The organism is Cellulomonas sp. P1_C4 (assembly GCF_056406355.1).
In genome coordinates, this window is record NZ_JBFUAI010000011.1 from 109,797 (window position 1) to 127,805 (window position 18,009).

Here is an 18,009-nt window from a genome sequence, read left to right on the forward strand (position 1 = left end):
CGGCCGGGTGGCGAGGGGTCAGGCGTCGATGCGGTCGATCACGAGCGGCCGAGCCTGCACGGTGGTGCCGGCGGGTGCGACGACGACCGCGCCGGCGAGCGCCTCGCGCGCGCGGCCGAACCGCTCGGGGGTGTCCGTGTGCAGTGTCATGAGCGGCTGCCCGGCACGCACCGCGTCGCCCGGCTTGGCGTGCAGCTCGACGCCGGCGCCGGCCTGCACCGGGTCCTCCTTGCGAGCGCGCCCGGCCCCGAGCCGCCAGGCGGCGATCCCGACCGCATAGGCATCCAGCTCGGTGAGGACGCCGTCGCTCGCGGCCAGCACCTGCTCCGTCTCGCGGGCCACGGGCAGCGTGGCGTCCGGGTCACCGCCCTGGGCCGCGATCATCCGCTTCCACGCATCCATCGCCCGACCGTCCCGCAGGGCCGCCTCGACGTCCTCGGACGGTCGCCCGGCCGCCGCGAGCATCTCGCGCGCCAGCGCGACCGTGAGCTCGACGACATCCGCCGGTCCGCCACCGGCCAGCACCTCGACCGACTCGCGGACCTCGAGCGCGTTGCCCGCGGTGAGCCCCAGCGGCGTCGACATGTCGGTGAGCAGCGCGACCGTCTTCACGCCCGCGTCGGTGCCCAACGCGACCATCGTGCGGGCGAGCTCGCGGGCGCGGTCCACGTCCTTCATGAACGCGCCGGAGCCCACCTTGACGTCGAGCACGAGGGCGCCGGTGCCCTCGGCGATCTTCTTGCTCATGATCGAGCTGGCGATCAGGGGGATGGCCTCGACGGTGCCCGTGACGTCGCGCAGCGCGTAGAGCTTGCGATCGGCGGGCGCGAGGCCCGAGCCGGCCTGGCAGATGACCGCGCCGACGTCGTCGAGCTGGGCCATCATCTCGTCGTTGCTCAGCGCGGCCCGCCAGCCGGGGATCGACTCGAGCTTGTCCAGCGTGCCGCCCGTGTGGCCCAGCCCGCGCCCGGACAGCTGCGGCACCGCGACCCCGAACACGGCGACGAGGGGCGCGAGGGGCAGCGTGATCTTGTCGCCCACGCCACCGGTCGAGTGCTTGTCCGCGGTCGGTTGCGACAGCCCGGAGAAGTCCATCCGCTCGCCGCTCGCGATCATCGCGGCGGTCCACCGGGCGATCTCGGCGCGGTCCATCCCGTTGAGCAGGATCGCCATGTTCAGGGCGGACATCTGCTCCTCGGCCACGACCCCGCGCGTGTAGGCGTCGATGACCCAGTCGATCTGCGCGTCGGACAGGCGGTGCCCGTCGCGCTTGGTGACGATGACGTCGACGGCGTCGAACGACTCGGTCATGCGCGTTCCTCCAGGTCAGCGGGCCCGAAGGCGTCGGGGAGCACCTCGGTCATCGGCTTGATGCCGTGCGTGGTCTCCACCAGCAGGCGCGCTCCCCCGTGCTCCCACAGCAGCTGCCGGCACCGGCCGCACGGCATGAGCACGTTGCCGTGCTTGTCCACGCACGTGAACGCCACGAGCCGGCCGCCGCCCGAGACGTGCAGTCCCGAGACGAGCGCGCACTCGGCGCACAAGGTCACGCCGTACGAGGCGTTCTCGACGTTGCAGCCGACGACCACCCGCCCGTCGTCGACCAGCGCGGCGGCGCCGACCGGGAAGTTCGAGTACGGCGCGTAGGCGCGGTGCATGACGTCCGTGGCGGCCGCCTTCAAGGCGGCCCAGTCGATGTCCACAGGAACACTCACTTCGTGTAGGGGATGCCCTCGGCCGCCGGCGGGCGCACCCGGCCGACCAGCCCCGCGACGGCGAAGATCGTCACGATGTAGGGCGTCATCAGCATGATCTGGCTGGGGATCGGCGTCTGGATGATGCTCAGCTGCAGCTGCAGGTTGTTGGCGAAGCCGAACAGCAGGGCGGCCGCCAGCGCGCCCTTGGGGCTCCAGCGGCCCAAGATCATGGCGGCGAGCGCGATGTACCCCTTGCCGTTGGTCATCTCCTTGCCGAACGCCAGCCCGGCCGCGACCGTGAAGAACGCGCCTCCCAGGCCGGCGACCGCACCGCCGAGGACCGTGGAGCGCAGCCGGGTCCGGTTGACCTTGATGCCCACGGTGTCCGCGGCCTTGGGGTGCTCGCCGACCGACCGCAGGCGCAGGCCCCAGCGCGACCGGAACACCATGATCTGCAGCACGACCACGACGACGTACATGATGTAGACGAGCGCGGTCTGGCGGAACAGCACCGGGCCGATGATCGGGATCTGCGAGAGCACCGGGATGCTGATGACGGGCAGCCCGGGCGGGTTGTTCCACGTGTCCGGGTTCTGCTTGAGCACGGTGGAGAACAGGTAGCTAGTCACGCCGATCACCAGCACGTTGAGCACCACGCCGACGATGATCTGGTTGACCACGTACTTGATCGCGAAGAGCACCAGCAGGAGGCCGACGAGCGCGCCGGCGATCGGTGCGGCGATGAGGCCCGCGTAGGCGCTGCCGGTGAGGGTCGCGACGACGGCGGCGAGGAACGCGCCGCCCAGCAGCTGCCCCTCGATGGCGATGTTGATGATGCCGGACCGCTCGCACAGCAGGCCGGCCAGGGCGCCGAACACCAGCGGGATCGCGAGGAACAGCGAGCCCTGCAGCAGGCCCGTGAGCGGCAGGCCGCTCGTCTTGCCCGCGACGGCCCAGACCAGGAACGCGAACACCATGAGCACGCCGTAGGTGATCGGGAGCCACGGCCCGACCTTCCGGCGCTGCCGAGTCGCGTTGAACGACACGCCCGCGAGCACCAGGGCCGCGACGCACAGGACGATCGCGGTCGCCTTCGAGGGCACGGAGAACGGGTCGAACTGGATGAAGTCCTTGGACGTCGAGATCGAGAAGGTGCTGACGTCGCCGCTCTTGCCGAGGAGCCCGAACACGATCAGGCCGAGCAGGGCGACGGCCCCGTAGGCGATCGGCGCGTGCCACTTGATCGGGGGCAGGACGGGCTCGGCGGCCGACCGGGCCGGAGCCGGGGCCGTGGAGTCGATCGTGGGGGCGCTCACGCGCTGACCTCCTTCGCGGCGACGGGGACGACGGGCTTCGGTGCGCGTGGCGTGTCCGGCGACGGCAGCCGGAAGACCGCCCGGACCAGCGGCGGTGCCGCGATGAACAGGACGATGAGCGACTGCACGACGAGCACGATGTCGATCGGGGTCCCCGTGCGCGCCTGCATGACCACGCCGCCGGCGCGCAGCGCGCCGAACAGGATGCCCGCGAACACCGTGCCGAGGGGCTTGGACCGGCCGAGCAGCGCGACCGTGATGGCGTCGAACCCGTAGCTCGCCGCGACGCCGGCCGTGAGCACGCGCTCGGTGCCCAGCACCTGCGCCGACCCGGCCAGACCGGCGAGGGCACCGGCCGTGAGCATGACCCAGATGTAGGTCGAGTTCACCGAGATGCCGGCCGTCCGCGCCGCGTTCGGGTTGGACCCCACCGCGCGCCACCGGAAGCCGATGGTCGAGCGCTCCATGAGCCACCAGGTGAACACCGCGGCGGCGAGGGCCACCAGGAAGCCGGCGTGCAGGCGGTAGCCCTCGCCCAGCAGCAGCGGATAGGCCGCGCTGTCGGGGATGGGCGGGCTGACCGGGTTGTTGCTGCCCGGGCGCTGGAACGCGTCGAGGCTCAGCAGGTACGCCACCAGGTAGACGGCGATGTTGTTGAGCATGATCGTGACGATCACCTCGTGTGCACCGGTGCGCGCCTTGAGCACGCCGGCGATGCCGGCCCACAGGGCACCACCGAGGGCGGCGCCGATGACGCAGAGCAGCAGGTGCAGCGGGAACGGGAGGTCGAACGTGAACCCGATGAACCCGGCGAAGATGCCACCGAGGATGATCTGGCCCTGCGCACCGATGTTGAACAGTCCGGCGCGGAACCCGATCCCCAGGCCGAGGCCGGCGAGGATCAGGGGCGTCGCCACGGTCAGGGTCTCGGTCAGCGGCCGGATGGCGCGCGCGAACGTCTCCGCCCGCGGGTCGTAGATCGCGCCGGCGAACAGGGCCTTGTAGGCCTCGGACACCGCAGTCCACGCCGCCGAGATCAGGTCGCCGGGCTTCGCGAAGAAGTACTGGGCCGCCGCCTGGACCTCGGCGTCGGCCGCCGCGATGAGCAGCCCGCCCAGGATCAGGGCCAGGACGACCGCGAGCACCGAGACGAGCCAGCTGCTCGAGAGCATCTCGTGCAGGATCCGGCGCCCACCGTCGGACTCCTCGGTCGTCGGCTCGACGACACCGGTCTGCCCCGGCGGCGGCACCTGCGCGTCGGGCAGCGGGTCCGGCGTCTGGCTGCTCACAGCTCCTCCTGGGGGAACGTCGGGGCGGAGGTCGGCGCGCCGGGCACGTCGGTCTCGAGGTCGAGCTCGCCGAGGGTGGTGTGGTGCTCCGCCGCCTGCCGCACGGCGTCGTCCAGGGGCACGCCGGCCATCATCAGGCCGAGCACGTCGCGGTCGGTGCCTCCGGGCACGTCGCCGACGATGCGGCCGCGGTACATCACGAGGATGCGGTCGGCCAGCGCGAGCACCTCGTCCAGCTCGGTCGACACGATGATGACGGGCGTCCCGCTGTCGCGCTCCTCGACGATCCGGGAGTGCACGAACTCGATCGACCCGACGTCCAGGCCGCGGGTGGGCTGGGAGGCGATGAGCAGGCGCAGCGGACGCGACATCTCCCGCGCCAGCACGACCTTCTGCTGGTTGCCGCCGGACAGGGTGCTCGCGTGGGCGTCGATCGACCCGGTGCGCACGTCGAACTCCGCGATCCGCCGCTCGGCGTTCTCCCGGACCGCGGCGGGCCGCAGCGCGACGCCGCGGGAGAACGGCTCGTGGCGGTGCAGGTCGAGGATGAGGTTCTCGGCGATGGAGAAGTCGGCGATGACGCCGTCGGTGGACCGGTCCTCCGGCACGAACCCGAGGCCGGCGTCGAGCACCTCGCGCACCGACCGGCCGACCAGCTCGACGCCGTCCAGCTGCACCGAGCCGGCCACGGGTGCCTGCAGCCCGAGCATGACCTCGGTGAGCTCCGTCTGGCCGTTGCCCTGCACACCGGCGATCGCGACGATCTGGCCGCGCGCGACGTCGAACGACACGTCGTCGATCTGCCGCACACCGGCCTCGTCGATGACCGTGAGGTTGCGCACCTGGACGGTGGCCTCGCCCGGCACGGCCTCGCTGCGCGCGACGCCCAGCTCGACCGAGCGGCCCACCATGAGCGAGGCCAGCTCGGTCTCGGAGCTGGTGGGCTCGGCGGTGCCGACGACCTTGCCGCGGCGGATGACGGTGATCCGGTCCGCGACCGCGCGCACCTCGCGCAGCTTGTGGGTGATGAAGACGATCGAGGTGCCCGACTCCTTGAGCTGGCGCATGATCGCGATGAGCTCGTCGGTCTCCTGCGGTGTGAGCACGGCGGTGGGCTCGTCGAGGATGAGGACCTTGGCGTGGCGCGAGAGCGCCTTGATGATCTCGACGCGCTGCTGGACACCGACCGGCAGGTCCTCGATATAGGCGTCGGGGTCGACGTGGAACCCGAACCGGTCGGAGATCTCCTTGACCCGGCGGCGCGCCTCGGGAAGGTCGATCAGTCCGCCGCCGCGCACCGGCTCGTGGCCGAGGACGACGTTCTCCGCGACGGTGAACACGGGCACGAGCATGAAGTGCTGGTGGACCATGCCGATCCCGGCGCCCATGGCGTCGCCCGGGCCGGCGAAGGTGACGGGGACGTCGTCGACGAGGATCTGGCCGTCGTCCGGGTCGTACAACCCGTACAGCACGTTCATCAGCGTGCTCTTGCCGGCACCGTTCTCCCCGAGCAGCGCGTGGATCTCACCGGGCTCCACCACCAGGTCGATGTGGTCGTTGGCGACCAGAGACCCGAAGGTCTTCGTGATGCCCTGCAGCTCCAGCTTCACCGGTGGGCTCCTTCGAGGTCGCGCGTTCTCAGACACTATCCATCTGTCCGGCAGGCACGCGTGCCGGACAGGCCGACGGCCCGGGCAGGTGGCCCGGGCCGTCGTCCTGCTGTCGTGCGTCAGATCACTTCGGCGAGGCGTCCGACTCGACGACGATGTCGCCCGAGATGATCGAGGCCTTGAGCTCCTCGACCTTCGCCTTGACGTCGTCCGAGACCTTCGAGTCGAAGTCGTGGAACGGCGCCAGGCCGAGGCCCTCGTTCTCCAGCGTGCCGACGTACGGGTCGGAGCTGAACTTGTCGTCCACGGCCTCGCTGATCGTGTCGAAGACGGCCGGGCCGATCTCCTTCATGACCGAGGTGAGGACGATGGGGCCGTACTCCGTGGTCTCGAACCAGTCGGCGTCGACACCCACGATGGCGACGTTGCCGGCCGCCTGGGCGACCGACGCGGTGCCCAGACCGACCGGGCCGGCGACGGGCATGATGATGTCCGCGCCCTGGTCGATGAAGGACTGGCCGATGTTCTTGCCGTCGTCCTGGCTGTCGAAGTTGCCCGCGAAGACGCCGGTCTGCGCGGCCTTGTCCCAGCCGAGGAGCTGGACGGACTTGCCGTTGTCCTCGTTGTACTTGGCGATGCCGTCCGCGAAGCCGTCCATGAAGATCGTGACGGACGGGATCTGGATGCCACCGAACGTCGCGACCTTGCCGGTCGTCGACTGCGCCGCGGCGACGTAGCCCGCGAGGTAGGCCGACTGCGCCGTGTCGAAGAGGATCGGCTTGGCGTTGTCGAGCGTGACGGGGTTGAAGTCAGCGTCCGAGAAGGAGCTGTCGACGAGCGCGAACTTGATGTCCGGGTTCGCCTCGGCGGCCGTCTGGATCGGGTCCTCGAGCAGGAAGCCGACGCCGATGATCAGGTTGCAGTTCTCGGCGACGAGGCTGTCGATGTTGGGCGTGTAGTCGGTGTCGGCGCTCGACTCGACGTGCGCCTCCGTGATCCCGAGCTCGTCCTTGGCCTTCATGAGGCCCTCGAAGCCGGCCTGGTTGAACGACTTGTCGTCGAAGCCACCGGCGTCCGAGACCATGCAGGCCTTGAAGTCGACGGAGGCGGCGCTGGAGCCGTCGGCCCCGGGCGTCGCCTCGTCCTCGGGGGCACTCCCACACGCCGCAAGCGCAAGGGCGACCGCCCCGCCGAGCGCGGCCACTCGAATGATCTTCTTCACGCGACTCTCCTGAATCTCGTCAGCAGCCGGTCCGGCTGGGCCGACCGTGCGGTTGGCACGACGGTGTGCCACCACATGGCTGGGGCTGCCCGGCATTGATGGTCGGACCATAACGAGCGCAACGTGTCGGGCAGGTTACCGCTGGGTATCTGTGCAGGTTCCGTTACCGACTTGGTATGTCGGCCCAGGTGACGGACGTGCCGTCTCAGCCAGCGAGAAAGGCGGCGCGGGCCAGGAACAGCGCGCCGACCTCCACCGCACGCTCGTCCACCCGCAGGTCGCCCTGGTGGATGTCGAAGGTGTGGCCACCCGGGGTGCGCGTGCCGAGCCGGGCCATCGCGCCGGGCACCTTGGTGAGGTACCAGGCGAAGTCCTCTCCGCCGAGCGACTGCTCGGTGAGCAGCACCGACCCGGGGCCCAGCACGTCGCGCGCGGCCGCCTCGAGCACGCCGGTCGCGTGCTCGGCGTTCTCGACCGGCGGGACGCCGCGGTGGTGCCGCACGTCCACGGTCACGCCGAGCGGCGCGACGACCTGCTCGACCGCGGCGTGGAAGACCTCCGACGCCTTCTCCCAGGCCCGGACGTCGAGGCAGCGCAACGTGCCCTTGACGACGCCGGTCGCCGGGATGGCGTTGTGCGCGGCGCCCGCCTGGACGGCGCCCCACGTCAGGTTGACGCCGGAGCGAGGGTCCAGGCGGCGGCCCAGGATGGCCGGTACCTGCGTGATGACCTGACCGAGCGCGTAGACGACGTCGCCGGTGAGGTGCGGCCGCGAGGTGTGCCCGCCGGGACCGGAGACCGTGACCGTGACCTCGTCGCTGGCGGACGTGATGGGCCCGATGCGGGTGCCGACCTGGCCGACGTCCACCTTGGGGTCGCAGTGGAAGGCGTAGATCTGTCCGACGCCGTCGAGGCCGCCGGCGGCCACCACGTCGAGCGCACCCCCGGGCTGCACCTCCTCGGCGGGCTGGAAGATCAGCCGGACGCCGGTGGTGAGCTCGTCTGCCAGCTGAGCGAGCGCGAGCCCCGCACCCAGCACCGCGGCGGTGTGCACGTCGTGCCCGCACGCGTGGGTCACGCCGCGGACCGTCGAGGCCCACGGCACCCCGCTCGTGTCCTGCACGGGCAGGGCGTCGAGGTCCGCCCGCAGGGCGACCCGCTTGCGCCCGGTCGCCGTCGGGCTCGGCCCGAGGTCGCAGACCAGGCCGCTGCCCGGCAGCAGCTGGGGCTCGAGCCCGGCCGCGCGCAGCCGCTCGGCGACGAGCTTGGTGGTGCGGACCTCCGTGCGACCGAGCTCGGGGTGGGCGTGGATGTCGCGCCGGACGGCGACGAGCTCGTCGCGCAGGTCCGCCACCAGCGCGGCGAGGCGCGCCGAGAGCGGCTCGACCGGGTCGGGCCGGAGGCTGGTCAGCGGGGCGACGACGGGCAGGAGGGAGGCGGACGACACGCCTTCGACCTTATCCGCGACGGCGGTGACGGGCGGGGGCTGTCCGCGTCAGAGCAGGTCCTCGCGCCCCGCGGCCCGCCACCCGTCGACCGCGGACTTCACGGCCTGGGCGTGGGCGCGGGTGGTCACGAGCACCGCGTCGGGCGTGTCGACGACGACCGCGCCGGGCACCCCGAGCACCGTGACGGTGCGGTCGGTCCCCGGCACGACGAAGGCGCCTGCCGCGTCGAGACGCAGCACGGCGGCCTCGTCGCCCAGCGTGTCGCCCGTGAGCAGCTCCGCGAGCGAGTCGAAGTCACCGATGTCGTCCCACGTGAAGTCGCCCGGCACGACGGCCACGCCACCGGCGGCCGCGACCGGCTCCGCGATCGCGTGGTCGATGGCGATCTTGGTCAGCCCCGGCCACACGCGGTCCAGGACCTCGTGGCGCTCGGCGGTGTCCCACGCGGCGGCGATCTCGCGCAGCCCCGCCGCGAGCGCCGGCAGCTGCGTCGCCAGGTGGTCCAGGAGCACGCGGGCCCGGACGATGAACATCCCCGCGTTCCAGCGGTACTCCCCCGTCGCCAGGTAGGCGGCGGCGGTCTCGGCGTCGGGCTTCTCCGTGAACCCCGCGACGTGCGCGACGGTCGGGGCTCCCTCCAGGCCGAGCAGCGCGCCCGCCCGGACGTACCCGAACGCGGTCGACGGGCCGGTCGCGGCGATCCCGAGGGTCACCACGTAGCCCGCCCGGGCTGCTTCGACGCCCTCGCGCACGGCCTGCTCGAACGCCGCGGTGCCCTCGATGACGTGGTCGGCGGCGAAGGACCCCAGCACGACGTCCTCGCCGTGGCGCTCCAGCAGCACCGCCGCGGCCAGGCCGATCGCCGCCATGGAGTCGCGCGGGGACGGCTCGGCCAGCACGTCGTCGTCCCCTAGCTCGGGCAGCTGGCCGGCGACGGCGACGGCGTGGCGGGCCCCGGTGACGACGAGCACCCCGCCCTGGCCGGTCAGCGGCAGCAGTCGGTCGACGGTCGCCTGGAGCAGGGTGCGGCCGGTCCCGCTGAGGTCGAGGAGGAACTTCGGGTGCCCGGCGCGCGACAGGGGCCAGAGGCGCGTGCCTGCTCCGCCCGCGGGGACGACGGCGTGAAACCCGGGAATCGTGGTGGACATGGGCGTCAGGGTAGCGACCCGGATACCCGTGATCCCGCTGTGCAATACCTCACAGCGGGGGCCCAAGGGCCCTTGCCGAGCGGTTGCGTACTGATCGGTTCACTACAGTTGACGCGACAAGGACGCCGTCGTCCGAACCTCTTCTTCGCCAGGAGGCCCTCCAGTGCCTGCCGCGACCTCCGAACGCGGAGCGCCGTCCGAACGCAAGGTGCCCGCCGGAACGCTGTATCGCGGGCGAGAAGGCATGTGGTCGTGGGTCGCGCACCGCGTGACCGGCATCGCGATCTTCTTCTTCCTGCTCGTGCACGTGCTCGACACGTCGCTCGTGCGCATCTCGCCCGAGGCGTACAACGACGTCATCGGCACGTACAAGAACCCGATCATGGGACTCGGTGAGGCCGGCCTCGTCGCTGCCATCGTGTTCCACGCGTTCAACGGCATCCGGATCATCCTGGTCGACTTCTGGGCGAAGGGCCCCAAGTACCAGCGCGTGATGCTCTGGGTGGTGCTCGGCCTGTTCGTCGTGACCATGGCGGGCTTCCTGCCCCGCCACCTCATGCACGTGTTCGGGGGCGAGTGATGACCACGATCGCCGACCCGAAGGCCCCGCGCGGCCCCCGCGCCAGGCCGTCGCGCCTGACCACCCGCGGCAACACCGAGCTCTACGGCTGGGTGTTCATGCGTGCGTCCGGCGTCGTGCTGCTGGTGCTGATCTTCGGGCACCTGTTCGTCAACCTGGTCGCCGGCGAAGGCGTCAAGGCGATCGACTTCGGCTTCGTCGCCGGCAAGTGGGCGTCGCCGTTCTGGCAGGTCTGGGACCTGCTCATGCTCTGGCTCGCGATGATCCACGGCACCAACGGCGTGCGCACGATCATCAACGACTACGCCGAGCGCGACGGTCTGCGCCTCGTCCTCAAGGGGCTGCTCTACCTCGCGTTCCTCGTCGTCGTCGTGCTGGGCACGCTCGTGATCTTCACGTTCGACCCGTGCCCGTCGGCCTCGCCGGCGGACCTGCTCCCGTCGTTCTGCACGGCGTCCTGACGTTTCGCTTCCCCCAGAGACAGGAAGGCATCGACCCCGATGCAGACCCACCAGTACGACGTCGTGATCGTCGGCGCGGGCGGCGCAGGCATGCGCGCGGCCCTCGAGTCGTCGACGCGCGTGCGCACGGCTGTCATCTCCAAGCTCTACCCGACGCGCTCCCACACCGGTGCGGCGCAGGGCGGCATGTGCGCCGCGCTGGCCAACGTCGAGGAGGACAACTGGGAGTGGCACACGTTCGACACCGTCAAGGGCGGTGACTACCTGGTCGACCAGGACGCCGCCGAGGTCATGGCCAAGGAGGCCATCGACGCGGTGCTGGACCTGGAGAAGATGGGCCTGCCGTTCAACCGCACGCCCGAGGGCAAGATCGACCAGCGCCGGTTCGGCGGCCACACCCGCAACCACGGCGAGGCGGCCGTGCGCCGGTCCTGCTATGCCGCGGACCGCACGGGCCACATGATCCTGCAGACGCTGTACCAGCAGTGCGTGAAGAACGACGTCGAGTTCTACAACGAGTTCTACGTGCTCGACCTTCTGGTGGACCACGACCTCGCCGCCGGCCACGTGCCGGACGGCGAGGAGGTCAACGTCTCCGGCGTCGTCGCGTACGAGCTGGCCACGGGCGAGATCCACGTCTTCCAGGCCAAGTCGGTGGTGCTCGCCACGGGCGGCGCGGGGAAGATCTACAAGACGACCTCCAACGCGCACACGCTCACGGGCGACGGCATGGCGCTGGCGTACCGCCGCGGCATCCCGCTCGAGGACATGGAGTTCTTCCAGTTCCACCCGACCGGCCTGGCCGGTCTCGGCATCCTCCTGTCGGAGGCCGCGCGCGGCGAGGGCGGCATCCTGCGCAACTCCGAGGGCGAGCGCTTCATGGAGCGCTACGCCCCGACGATCAAGGACCTGGCACCCCGCGACATCGTCGCCCGGTCGATGGCCAACGAGGTGCGCGAGGGCCGCGGCGCCGGCCCCAACAAGGACTACGTGCTGCTCGACCTCACGCACCTCGAGCCCGCGCACATCGACGCGAAGCTGCCGGACATCACCGAGTTCGCGCGCACGTACCTCGGCATCGAGCCGTACACCGAGCCCGTGCCCGTGTACCCCACGGCCCACTACGCGATGGGTGGCATCCCCACCAACATCGAGGCCGAGGTGCTGCGCAACCAGACCGACGTCATCCGCGGCCTGTACGCCGCCGGCGAGGTCGCCTGCGTCAGCGTGCACGGCTCCAACCGCCTGGGCACCAACTCGCTGCTCGACATCAACGTCTTCGGCAAGCGCGCCGGCATCTCCGCCGCCGCGTACGCGCTGACGGCGTCGTTCGTCGAGCTGCCCGAGGACCCCGCCGCGACCGTCGTCGCCGGCCTCGAGGAGATCCGCACGCGACCCGACGGCGAGCGCGTGTCGGACATCCGCCGGGCGCTCCAGGAGTCGATGGACCTCAACGCGCAGGTGTTCCGCACCGCCGAGTCCCTCACGCAGGCGCTCGACGACATCAAGGCGCTGCAGAAGCGGTTCCGCCACGTGTCCGTGCAGGACAAGAGCAAGATGTTCAACACCGACCTGCTCGAGGCCGTCGAGCTCGGCTTCCTGCTGGACATCGCGGAGACGGTCGTCGTCGGCGCCCTCAACCGCGACGAGTCGCGCGGCGGGCACTTCCGCGAGGACTTCCCGGACCGCGACGACAAGAACTACATGCGCCACACGATGGCCTACCGGCGCCCGCTGCCCGTCAAGGGTCACCGCCTGTGGGGCTCGGAGGGCGACGGCGACCACAAGGGCTCGTTCGCGCACATCACGCTGTTCGACGACTACCAGCTCGTGCTGGGCTCCAAGCCCGTCACGATGACCCGCTACCAGCCGATGGAGCGTAAGTACTGATGACCGCGACTCTGGATGCGCCGGCGGCTGAGGTCGGAGCCATTCCCTCGTTCGACGTGACGCTCAAGGTCCGGCGCTACCTGCCGGGCGACGACGGCACCGCCGCCGAGCCGTACTGGGACGAGTTCACCGTCCGCGCGCACGGCACCGACCGCGTGCTCGACGCCCTGCACAAGGTGAAGTGGGAGGAGGACGGCTCGCTGACGTTCCGTCGCTCCTGCGCCCACGGCGTGTGCGGGTCCGACGCCATGCGCATCAACGGCCGCAACCGCCTCGCGTGCAAGACGCTGCTCAAGGACCTCGACCTCAAGAAGCCGATCACGATCGAGCCCATCAAGGGCCTGCCGGTGATCAAGGACCTCGTCGTCGACATGGAGCCGTTCTTCGCCTCCTACCGCGAGATCATGCCGTTCCTCATCACCACCGGGAACGAGCCGACGAAGGAGCGCCTGCAGAGCGCCGAGCAGCGCGCGCGGTTCGACGACACGACCAAGTGCATCCTCTGCGCCGCGTGCACGTCGTCGTGCCCCGTGTTCTGGACCGATGGGCAGTACTTCGGCCCCGCCGCGATCGTCAACGCGCACCGGTTCATCTTCGACAGCCGCGACGAGGGTGGCGCCCAGCGCCTCGAGATCCTCAACGACAAGGAGGGCGTGTGGCGCTGCCGTACGACCTTCAACTGCACCGAGGCATGCCCGCGGGGCATCGAGGTGACGAAGGCGATCCAAGAGGTCAAGCGCGCGATGATCACGCGCGCCTTCTGAGTCGACTGCAACAAGGTCGCGAAGGACCAGTCAAGCGCGCGATGATCGCGCGTGCCTTCTGACTCCTCGATGACTTCCGACAGCGCCCACGGCCCTGCCGACGAGATCCCGCTGCCCGGCGGGAACGTCGGCGGGGCCGTTCGCGTCGGCGACACCGTGCGCCGCCCCACGGGCCCGTGGACGCCGGCGGTGCACGAGCTGCTCGACTTCCTCGCCGCCGCCGGGCTCCCCCGGATCCCCCGCGTGCTGGGCATCGACGACCGCGACCGCGAGATCCTCACGTTCCTGCCCGGCAAGGTCCTCGACATCGGCCGGGAGACGCTGAGCGACGCGCAGGTCCGCTCGGCCATGCGATGGCTGCGGTCCTTCCACGCCGCCGTCGCGGGCTTCCCGCGCGACAGCCGGCGCTGGCGGTTCGTCGAACGAGCCCTGCGACCGGGCGAGATCGTCTGCCACCAGGACAGCGCGATGTACAACATGGCGTTCGACGGCGACGAGCTGGCCGGGGTGTTCGACTGGGACGTGGCCGGCCCGGGTATCCCGCTGGACGACGTCGCGATCTTCGCGTGGAACACCGCGGTCCTGTTCCCCGACGCCCCGGCCGACGAGGCCGCCCGGGGGCTGCGCACCATCGCGGACGGCTACGGCGGGCTCGACCCGCATGCCGTCCTCGACCGCGTCGTCACGCGCATGACGGACGCCGCCGACCGCATCGCGGCCGCCCAGGAGGCGGGCGACCCCGGCATGCTCCGGCTGGGCGAGGCCGGTGAGCCCGCGAACACCCGGGCGCGCCTCGCGGTGCTGGTGGAGCGGCTGCCCGAGCTGCACGCGGCGCTGGACGACGCGCCCTGACCCTTCACGCCGGCGCAGGGGCCTCGGGCCCGCCCGGCGGCTCGACGTATGGCGGGTCCGCGGTCCAGGCGGCCGCGAGCAGCATGATCCGCGCGATCAGGTTGACCCAGACCAGCAGCGTGACCAGCACGGCGACGGAGGTGAACAGCGGATTCTTGCTGACGCTCCCCGCCACGACCGTGGTGCCGAGCGTCCGCACGATGCCGAGGCCGACCGCCGCGATCACCGCGCCCCGCAGCAGGTCCCGCCACGGCGGGTTCTCCGCGGCCAGCACCCTGACCACCAGCAGGAACAGCGCGGCGTCGATCACGAAGGCCACGGCGATGCCGAGCGTCCGGAGCACCACGGTCGTCAGGCCGCTGAGGCCGAGGGCGTCGAGGATCCACGACGCCACCGTCCCGACGCCCGTGGTCAGCAAGGCGGACAGCAGCACCGCGACCCCCATGCCGACGAACCCGCCGAGGTCGCGCGCCTTGCCGACCATCGGGTTGCCGCCGAACTCCGTCGCGAACATCGCGCGCACCGACCTGCGCAGGGCCGTCATCGCCGCGATCGCACTGAGCAGCAGCACCACGACGGCGACGATGCCGGCCACGGTCAGGTTGCTGGACAGCTCGAGCGTCGCCGGGTCGATCGCACCCTGCCCGTCCCCGGTGTCGAGAAGGTGGGGATACGTGGTGTCGACCGCCTCCAGGACCCTCGCCCTCAGCTCCTCGTTGTCGCCGAGCACCGCGACGAACGCGGTGTAGCTGATGGTCAGCGCGGCGAACACCGAGAACAGCGCCGCATACGCGATGCCGCCCGAGAGCACACCACCGCTGCGGGCCCGGAAGCGCGCGTTCGCCCGACCAGGTCGGGTGTGCTTCCACCACAGGAACATTGCCGTGCCGCGGGCGGCGAGCGACGGCCTCGCGGCGGGCTGCGCTCGGTCGCCCGAGACCGCGGCGCGGCGCACCTGCGCCCCGCCCGTCGCCACCGCGGGGACTGTCTCGTCGGCTGCCATGCGCTGACCCTAGGTGGAGCCTGGAAGCCGGTACAGCCACTCGATCCGATGTCGCTCTCGCGCCGGCGCGCTCCGGGGCCGACGTGTCAGGCGTCCGCCGGGGCGGGATCCTTCGCCGCCGCGTCGACGTACGGCGGGTCCGCGGTCCACGCGGCCGCGAGCAGCACGATCCGCGCGATGAGGTTGATCCAGACGAGCAGCGTCACGATGACGGCGACCGACGTGAACAGCGGGTTCTTGTTCACGCTCCCCGCGACCACCGAGGTGCCCAGGATCCGCACGACCCCGATGCCGACGCCCGCGATGACCGCGCCCCAGCGCAGCTCACGCCAGGGAGGGTTCTCGCCGGCCAGCACCTTGACCAGCAGCAGGAACGTGGCGGCGTCGACGACGAACGCGACGAGGATGCCGAGCGCGCGGAGCACGACCGTCGTCGCGCTCCCCCAGCCCAGCGCCTCGAGCACCCACGACGCCGCGCTGGCGACACCCGTGGTCACGAGCGCGGAGATGAGGACCGCGATGGCCATCCCGGCGAAGCCGCCCAGCTCGCGCGCCTTGCCGAGCACCGCGTTGCCGCCCGCCTCCTCCGCGAACATCGCGCGCAGGGCGGTGCGCAGGGCGGCCATGGCCGCGATCGCGCTCAGCAGGAGGACGACGACGGCGATGATGCCCGTGGCCGTCAGACTTCCGCTGAGCACCAGCGAGTCGGGGTCGATCATCCCCGCGCCGTCGCCGGTGTCGATCAGGCCCGGGAGCGAGGCGTTCACCGAGTCGAGCACCTTCTGGCGCAGCTCGTCGTTGCCGCCGAGCACGGCCATGAAGATCGTGTAGCCGATCGTGAGCGCCGCGAAGACGGAGAACAGGGCCGCGTAGGCGATGCCACCGGTGAGCACGCCGCCGCTGCGGGCACCGAATCGGGCGTTCGCGCGGGCGGGGCGCGTGTGCTTCCACCACTCGAGCAGGGCCTTCGCCCTCGTCACCAGCGACGGCTTCGAGGCCGGTCCGGACGGGTCGGGCGCCACCGCGGCCGCGCGCGCGTGCGCTGCTCCCGCCCCCGCGGCCGGTCCCGTCTCGTCCCGTGCGGGGGTGCCGTCGGCCGTCATGCCCCGACCCTAGGTCGCGGCGATGACCCCGGCATCTGCGGGCGATCCCGCCAGCGTGAAGTCCCGCGCGGGCCGCCACACGCCGTCGTCGCCGTGCGCGTAGCTGTGGAAGCTGTCGACGACGAACGAGGCGTCGAAGTCCGCCATGCCGGAGAACGCCTCGTCGAGCTGAGGGTCGGCCACCTCGTGCGCGACGGTCACGTGCGGGTGGTAGGCGAACCGGAGCTCCTGCTCGAGCACGCCGGACCGGACGCTGCTCGCGAGGCGGGCGCACCCGTCCGCGCCCGCGGCCACCTGCACGAACACGACCGGCGAGACCGGGCGGAACGTGGCGGTCCCCCGCAGCCGGACGACGAACGGCGCGTGCTGCGCGGCCACGGCGGCCAGGTGCTCGTCGACGGTCGTGATCTCGTCGTGCTCGATCACCGTGGGGTTCAGCAGCGTGATGTGCGGCGGGATGAAGTCCGCCCAGGGGTCACCGAACCGGGCCCGAGCCGCCTGCAGCACCGAGCCGTACGGCTCCGGCACGGTGATGGCGACGCCGATCCGGACCTGGTCGCCGGAGCGCTCCGGCAGCCTCACGCGCCGACTCGCGCGCGAGAGCGCCGCGGGAGGAGCCCGCTGCGGTCATAGAGCCGTTCCAGCGTGGCCCCCGCCAGGTCCCGGGCGCGGTCGGCGCCGTCGGCGAGCACGTCGTCGAGCGACGCCGGGTCGGACAGGTACCCGTGCACGCGCGCCTGGAAGGGCGTGAGGAAGTCGACGACCACGGCGGCCAGGTCGACCTTGAGGTCCCCGTAGCCCTTGCCCGCGTAGTCGGCCTCGAGCGCGGCGACCTCGCGGCCCGTCAGCGCGGAGTAGATGGTCAGCAGGTTGGAGACGCCCGGCTTGCCCTCGGGGTCGAACCGGATCTCCCGGCCCGCGTCCGTCACCGCGGACTTGATGCGCTTGGCGACGACCTTGGGGTCGTCCAGCAGCTCGATCAGCCCGTTCGGGCTCTCCGCCGACTTGCTCATCTTGGCGGTCGGGTCCTGCAGGTCGTAGATCTTGGCTGTGGCCTTGACGATGTGCGGCTCCGGCACCACGACGGTGTCCGGCCCGAACCGCGAGTTCAGGCGCTGCGCCAGGTCCCGCGTCAGCTCGAGGTGCTGGCGCTGGTCCTCGCCCACGGGCACGAGGTTCGTGTCGTAGAGCAGAATGTCGGCCGCCATGAGCACCGGATACGTGAACAGCCCGACGGTGGTGCCCTCGGTGCCGTGCTTCCCGGACTTGTCCTTGAACTGCGTCATCCGGTTCGCCTCGCCGAACCCGGTGTGGCACGACAGCAGCCAGGCGAGCTCCGCGTGCTCAGGCACCTGCGACTGCACGAACAGGATCGAGCGATCGGGGTCGACGCCCGCGGCCAGGTACTGGGCGGCGGTCCGGCGGGTGCGGTCGCGCAGGACGGACGGGTCGGGGCTCACGGTGAGGGCGTGCAGGTCGACCACGCAGTAGAGCGCGTCGTGGTCCTCCTGCAGGGCGACCCACTGGGTCAGCGCACCGAGGTAGTTGCCCAGCTGGAGGGAGTCGGACGTGGGCTGCATCCCGGAGAAGATGCGCGACTGCTGCGGCGCCAAGACCATCGGACCA

The 18,009-nt window shown here is 71.4% G+C and carries 17 protein-coding genes; 5 read left to right on the top strand and 12 right to left on the bottom strand.

The features are described 5' to 3' along the window. Positions 1-18 precede the first annotated feature (18 nt). The 8 genes from AC1DYZ_RS10555 to AC1DYZ_RS10590 all read right to left on the bottom strand — a co-directional run bounded on the left by AC1DYZ_RS10555 (position 19) and on the right by AC1DYZ_RS10590 (position 9,730). Entirely contained in the window at positions 19-1,311 is a 1,293-nt protein-coding gene (locus AC1DYZ_RS10555; RefSeq protein ID WP_477065150.1) for a thymidine phosphorylase, read from the bottom strand. Next, a complete protein-coding gene (locus AC1DYZ_RS10560) occupies positions 1,308-1,715 on the bottom strand; it encodes a cytidine deaminase (RefSeq protein ID WP_477065151.1) in 408 nt (135 codons plus the stop codon). Before AC1DYZ_RS10560 ends, AC1DYZ_RS10555 begins: the two co-directional genes overlap by 4 nt. Continuing rightward, positions 1,712-3,013, bottom strand: coding sequence for an ABC transporter permease (locus tag AC1DYZ_RS10565; RefSeq protein ID WP_477065152.1), 1,302 nt, complete (start codon positions 3,011-3,013; stop codon positions 1,712-1,714). The genes AC1DYZ_RS10560 and AC1DYZ_RS10565 overlap by 4 nt, the downstream gene beginning before the upstream one ends. Beyond that, on the bottom strand, positions 3,010-4,302 hold the full coding sequence (locus AC1DYZ_RS10570) for an ABC transporter permease (protein ID WP_477065153.1): 1,293 nt from the start codon (positions 4,300-4,302) through the stop codon (positions 3,010-3,012). Before AC1DYZ_RS10570 ends, AC1DYZ_RS10565 begins: the two co-directional genes overlap by 4 nt. Beyond that, positions 4,299-5,912 (bottom strand): ABC transporter ATP-binding protein, encoded by a 1,614-nt coding sequence (locus AC1DYZ_RS10575; RefSeq protein WP_477065154.1) that lies wholly within the window; start codon positions 5,910-5,912, stop codon positions 4,299-4,301. Before AC1DYZ_RS10575 ends, AC1DYZ_RS10570 begins: the two co-directional genes overlap by 4 nt. A gap of 124 nt (positions 5,913-6,036) precedes the next feature. Then, a complete protein-coding gene (locus AC1DYZ_RS10580; RefSeq protein WP_477065155.1) occupies positions 6,037-7,134 on the bottom strand; it encodes a BMP family lipoprotein in 1,098 nt (365 codons plus the stop codon). 205 nt (positions 7,135-7,339) lie between these two features. After that, entirely contained in the window at positions 7,340-8,581 is a 1,242-nt protein-coding gene (locus AC1DYZ_RS10585) for an amidohydrolase (RefSeq protein ID WP_477065156.1), read from the bottom strand. Positions 8,582-8,629: 48 nt separating this feature from the next. After that, entirely contained in the window at positions 8,630-9,730 is a 1,101-nt protein-coding gene (locus AC1DYZ_RS10590; protein WP_477065157.1) for a mannose-1-phosphate guanylyltransferase, read from the bottom strand. A 208-nt stretch (positions 9,731-9,938) separates the two neighbouring features. On the opposite strand from AC1DYZ_RS10590, the gene sdhC reads away from it, so the two are divergent. The 5 genes from sdhC (at position 9,939) to AC1DYZ_RS10615 (ending at position 14,277) form a co-directional block, all read left to right on the top strand. Then, positions 9,939-10,310 carry a succinate dehydrogenase, cytochrome b556 subunit gene (sdhC, locus tag AC1DYZ_RS10595; RefSeq protein WP_477065158.1) on the top strand — a complete coding sequence of 124 codons (372 nt, stop codon included), beginning with the start codon at positions 9,939-9,941 and terminating at the stop codon, positions 10,308-10,310. Beyond that, complete coding sequence (gene sdhD / locus AC1DYZ_RS10600; RefSeq protein WP_477065159.1) at positions 10,310-10,771, top strand: succinate dehydrogenase, hydrophobic membrane anchor protein; 462 nt, start codon at positions 10,310-10,312, stop codon at positions 10,769-10,771. Before sdhC ends, sdhD begins: the two co-directional genes overlap by 1 nt. A 39-nt stretch (positions 10,772-10,810) precedes the next feature. Then, positions 10,811-12,661 (top strand): succinate dehydrogenase flavoprotein subunit, encoded by a 1,851-nt coding sequence (gene sdhA / locus AC1DYZ_RS10605; RefSeq protein WP_477065160.1) that lies wholly within the window; start codon positions 10,811-10,813, stop codon positions 12,659-12,661. After that, complete coding sequence (locus AC1DYZ_RS10610) at positions 12,661-13,425, top strand: succinate dehydrogenase iron-sulfur subunit (protein WP_477065161.1); 765 nt, start codon at positions 12,661-12,663, stop codon at positions 13,423-13,425. The genes sdhA and AC1DYZ_RS10610 overlap by 1 nt, the downstream gene beginning before the upstream one ends. 69 nt (positions 13,426-13,494) lie before the next feature. Beyond that, the gene (locus AC1DYZ_RS10615; protein WP_477065162.1) at positions 13,495-14,277 is read left to right on the top strand and encodes a phosphotransferase; all 783 of its coding nucleotides are present in this window, start codon (positions 13,495-13,497) and stop codon (positions 14,275-14,277) included. A 4-nt stretch (positions 14,278-14,281) separates the two neighbouring features. On the opposite strand, the gene AC1DYZ_RS10620 is transcribed toward AC1DYZ_RS10615, so the two are convergent. The 4 genes from AC1DYZ_RS10620 to trpS form a co-directional block, all read right to left on the bottom strand. Continuing rightward, positions 14,282-15,280, bottom strand: a complete 999-nt coding sequence (locus AC1DYZ_RS10620; protein WP_477065163.1) for a YihY/virulence factor BrkB family protein — start codon at positions 15,278-15,280, stop codon at positions 14,282-14,284. Positions 15,281-15,366: 86 nt separating this feature from the next. Beyond that, on the bottom strand, positions 15,367-16,383 hold the full coding sequence (locus AC1DYZ_RS10625) for a YihY/virulence factor BrkB family protein (protein WP_477065164.1): 1,017 nt from the start codon (positions 16,381-16,383) through the stop codon (positions 15,367-15,369). Between the two features lie 9 nt (positions 16,384-16,392). Then, positions 16,393-16,965, bottom strand: a complete 573-nt coding sequence (locus tag AC1DYZ_RS10630) for a 2'-5' RNA ligase family protein (RefSeq protein WP_477065165.1) — start codon at positions 16,963-16,965, stop codon at positions 16,393-16,395. Next, the gene (trpS, locus tag AC1DYZ_RS10635; protein WP_477065166.1) at positions 16,962-18,002 is read right to left on the bottom strand and encodes a tryptophan--tRNA ligase; all 1,041 of its coding nucleotides are present in this window, start codon (positions 18,000-18,002) and stop codon (positions 16,962-16,964) included. Before trpS ends, AC1DYZ_RS10630 begins: the two co-directional genes overlap by 4 nt. Positions 18,003-18,009 lie beyond the last annotated feature (7 nt).

Excerpts from the sequence above, each read along its gene's own strand:
- AC1DYZ_RS10555 (WP_477065150.1), bottom strand. The coding sequence starts at position 1,311 with ATGACCGAGTCGTTCGACGCCGTCGACGTCATCGTCACCAAGCGCGAC.
- AC1DYZ_RS10590 (WP_477065157.1), bottom strand. The coding sequence starts at position 9,730 with ATGTCCACCACGATTCCCGGGTTTCACGCCGTCGTCCCCGCGGGCGGA.
- sdhD (WP_477065159.1), top strand. The coding sequence starts at position 10,310 with ATGACCACGATCGCCGACCCGAAGGCCCCGCGCGGCCCCCGCGCCAGG.
- sdhA (WP_477065160.1), top strand. The coding sequence starts at position 10,811 with ATGCAGACCCACCAGTACGACGTCGTGATCGTCGGCGCGGGCGGCGCA.
- AC1DYZ_RS10610 (WP_477065161.1), top strand. The coding sequence starts at position 12,661 with ATGACCGCGACTCTGGATGCGCCGGCGGCTGAGGTCGGAGCCATTCCC.
- AC1DYZ_RS10615 (WP_477065162.1), top strand. The coding sequence starts at position 13,495 with ATGACTTCCGACAGCGCCCACGGCCCTGCCGACGAGATCCCGCTGCCC.
- AC1DYZ_RS10620 (WP_477065163.1), bottom strand. The coding sequence starts at position 15,280 with ATGGCAGCCGACGAGACAGTCCCCGCGGTGGCGACGGGCGGGGCGCAG.
- AC1DYZ_RS10625 (WP_477065164.1), bottom strand. The coding sequence starts at position 16,383 with ATGACGGCCGACGGCACCCCCGCACGGGACGAGACGGGACCGGCCGCG.
- trpS (WP_477065166.1), bottom strand. The coding sequence starts at position 18,002 with ATGGTCTTGGCGCCGCAGCAGTCGCGCATCTTCTCCGGGATGCAGCCC.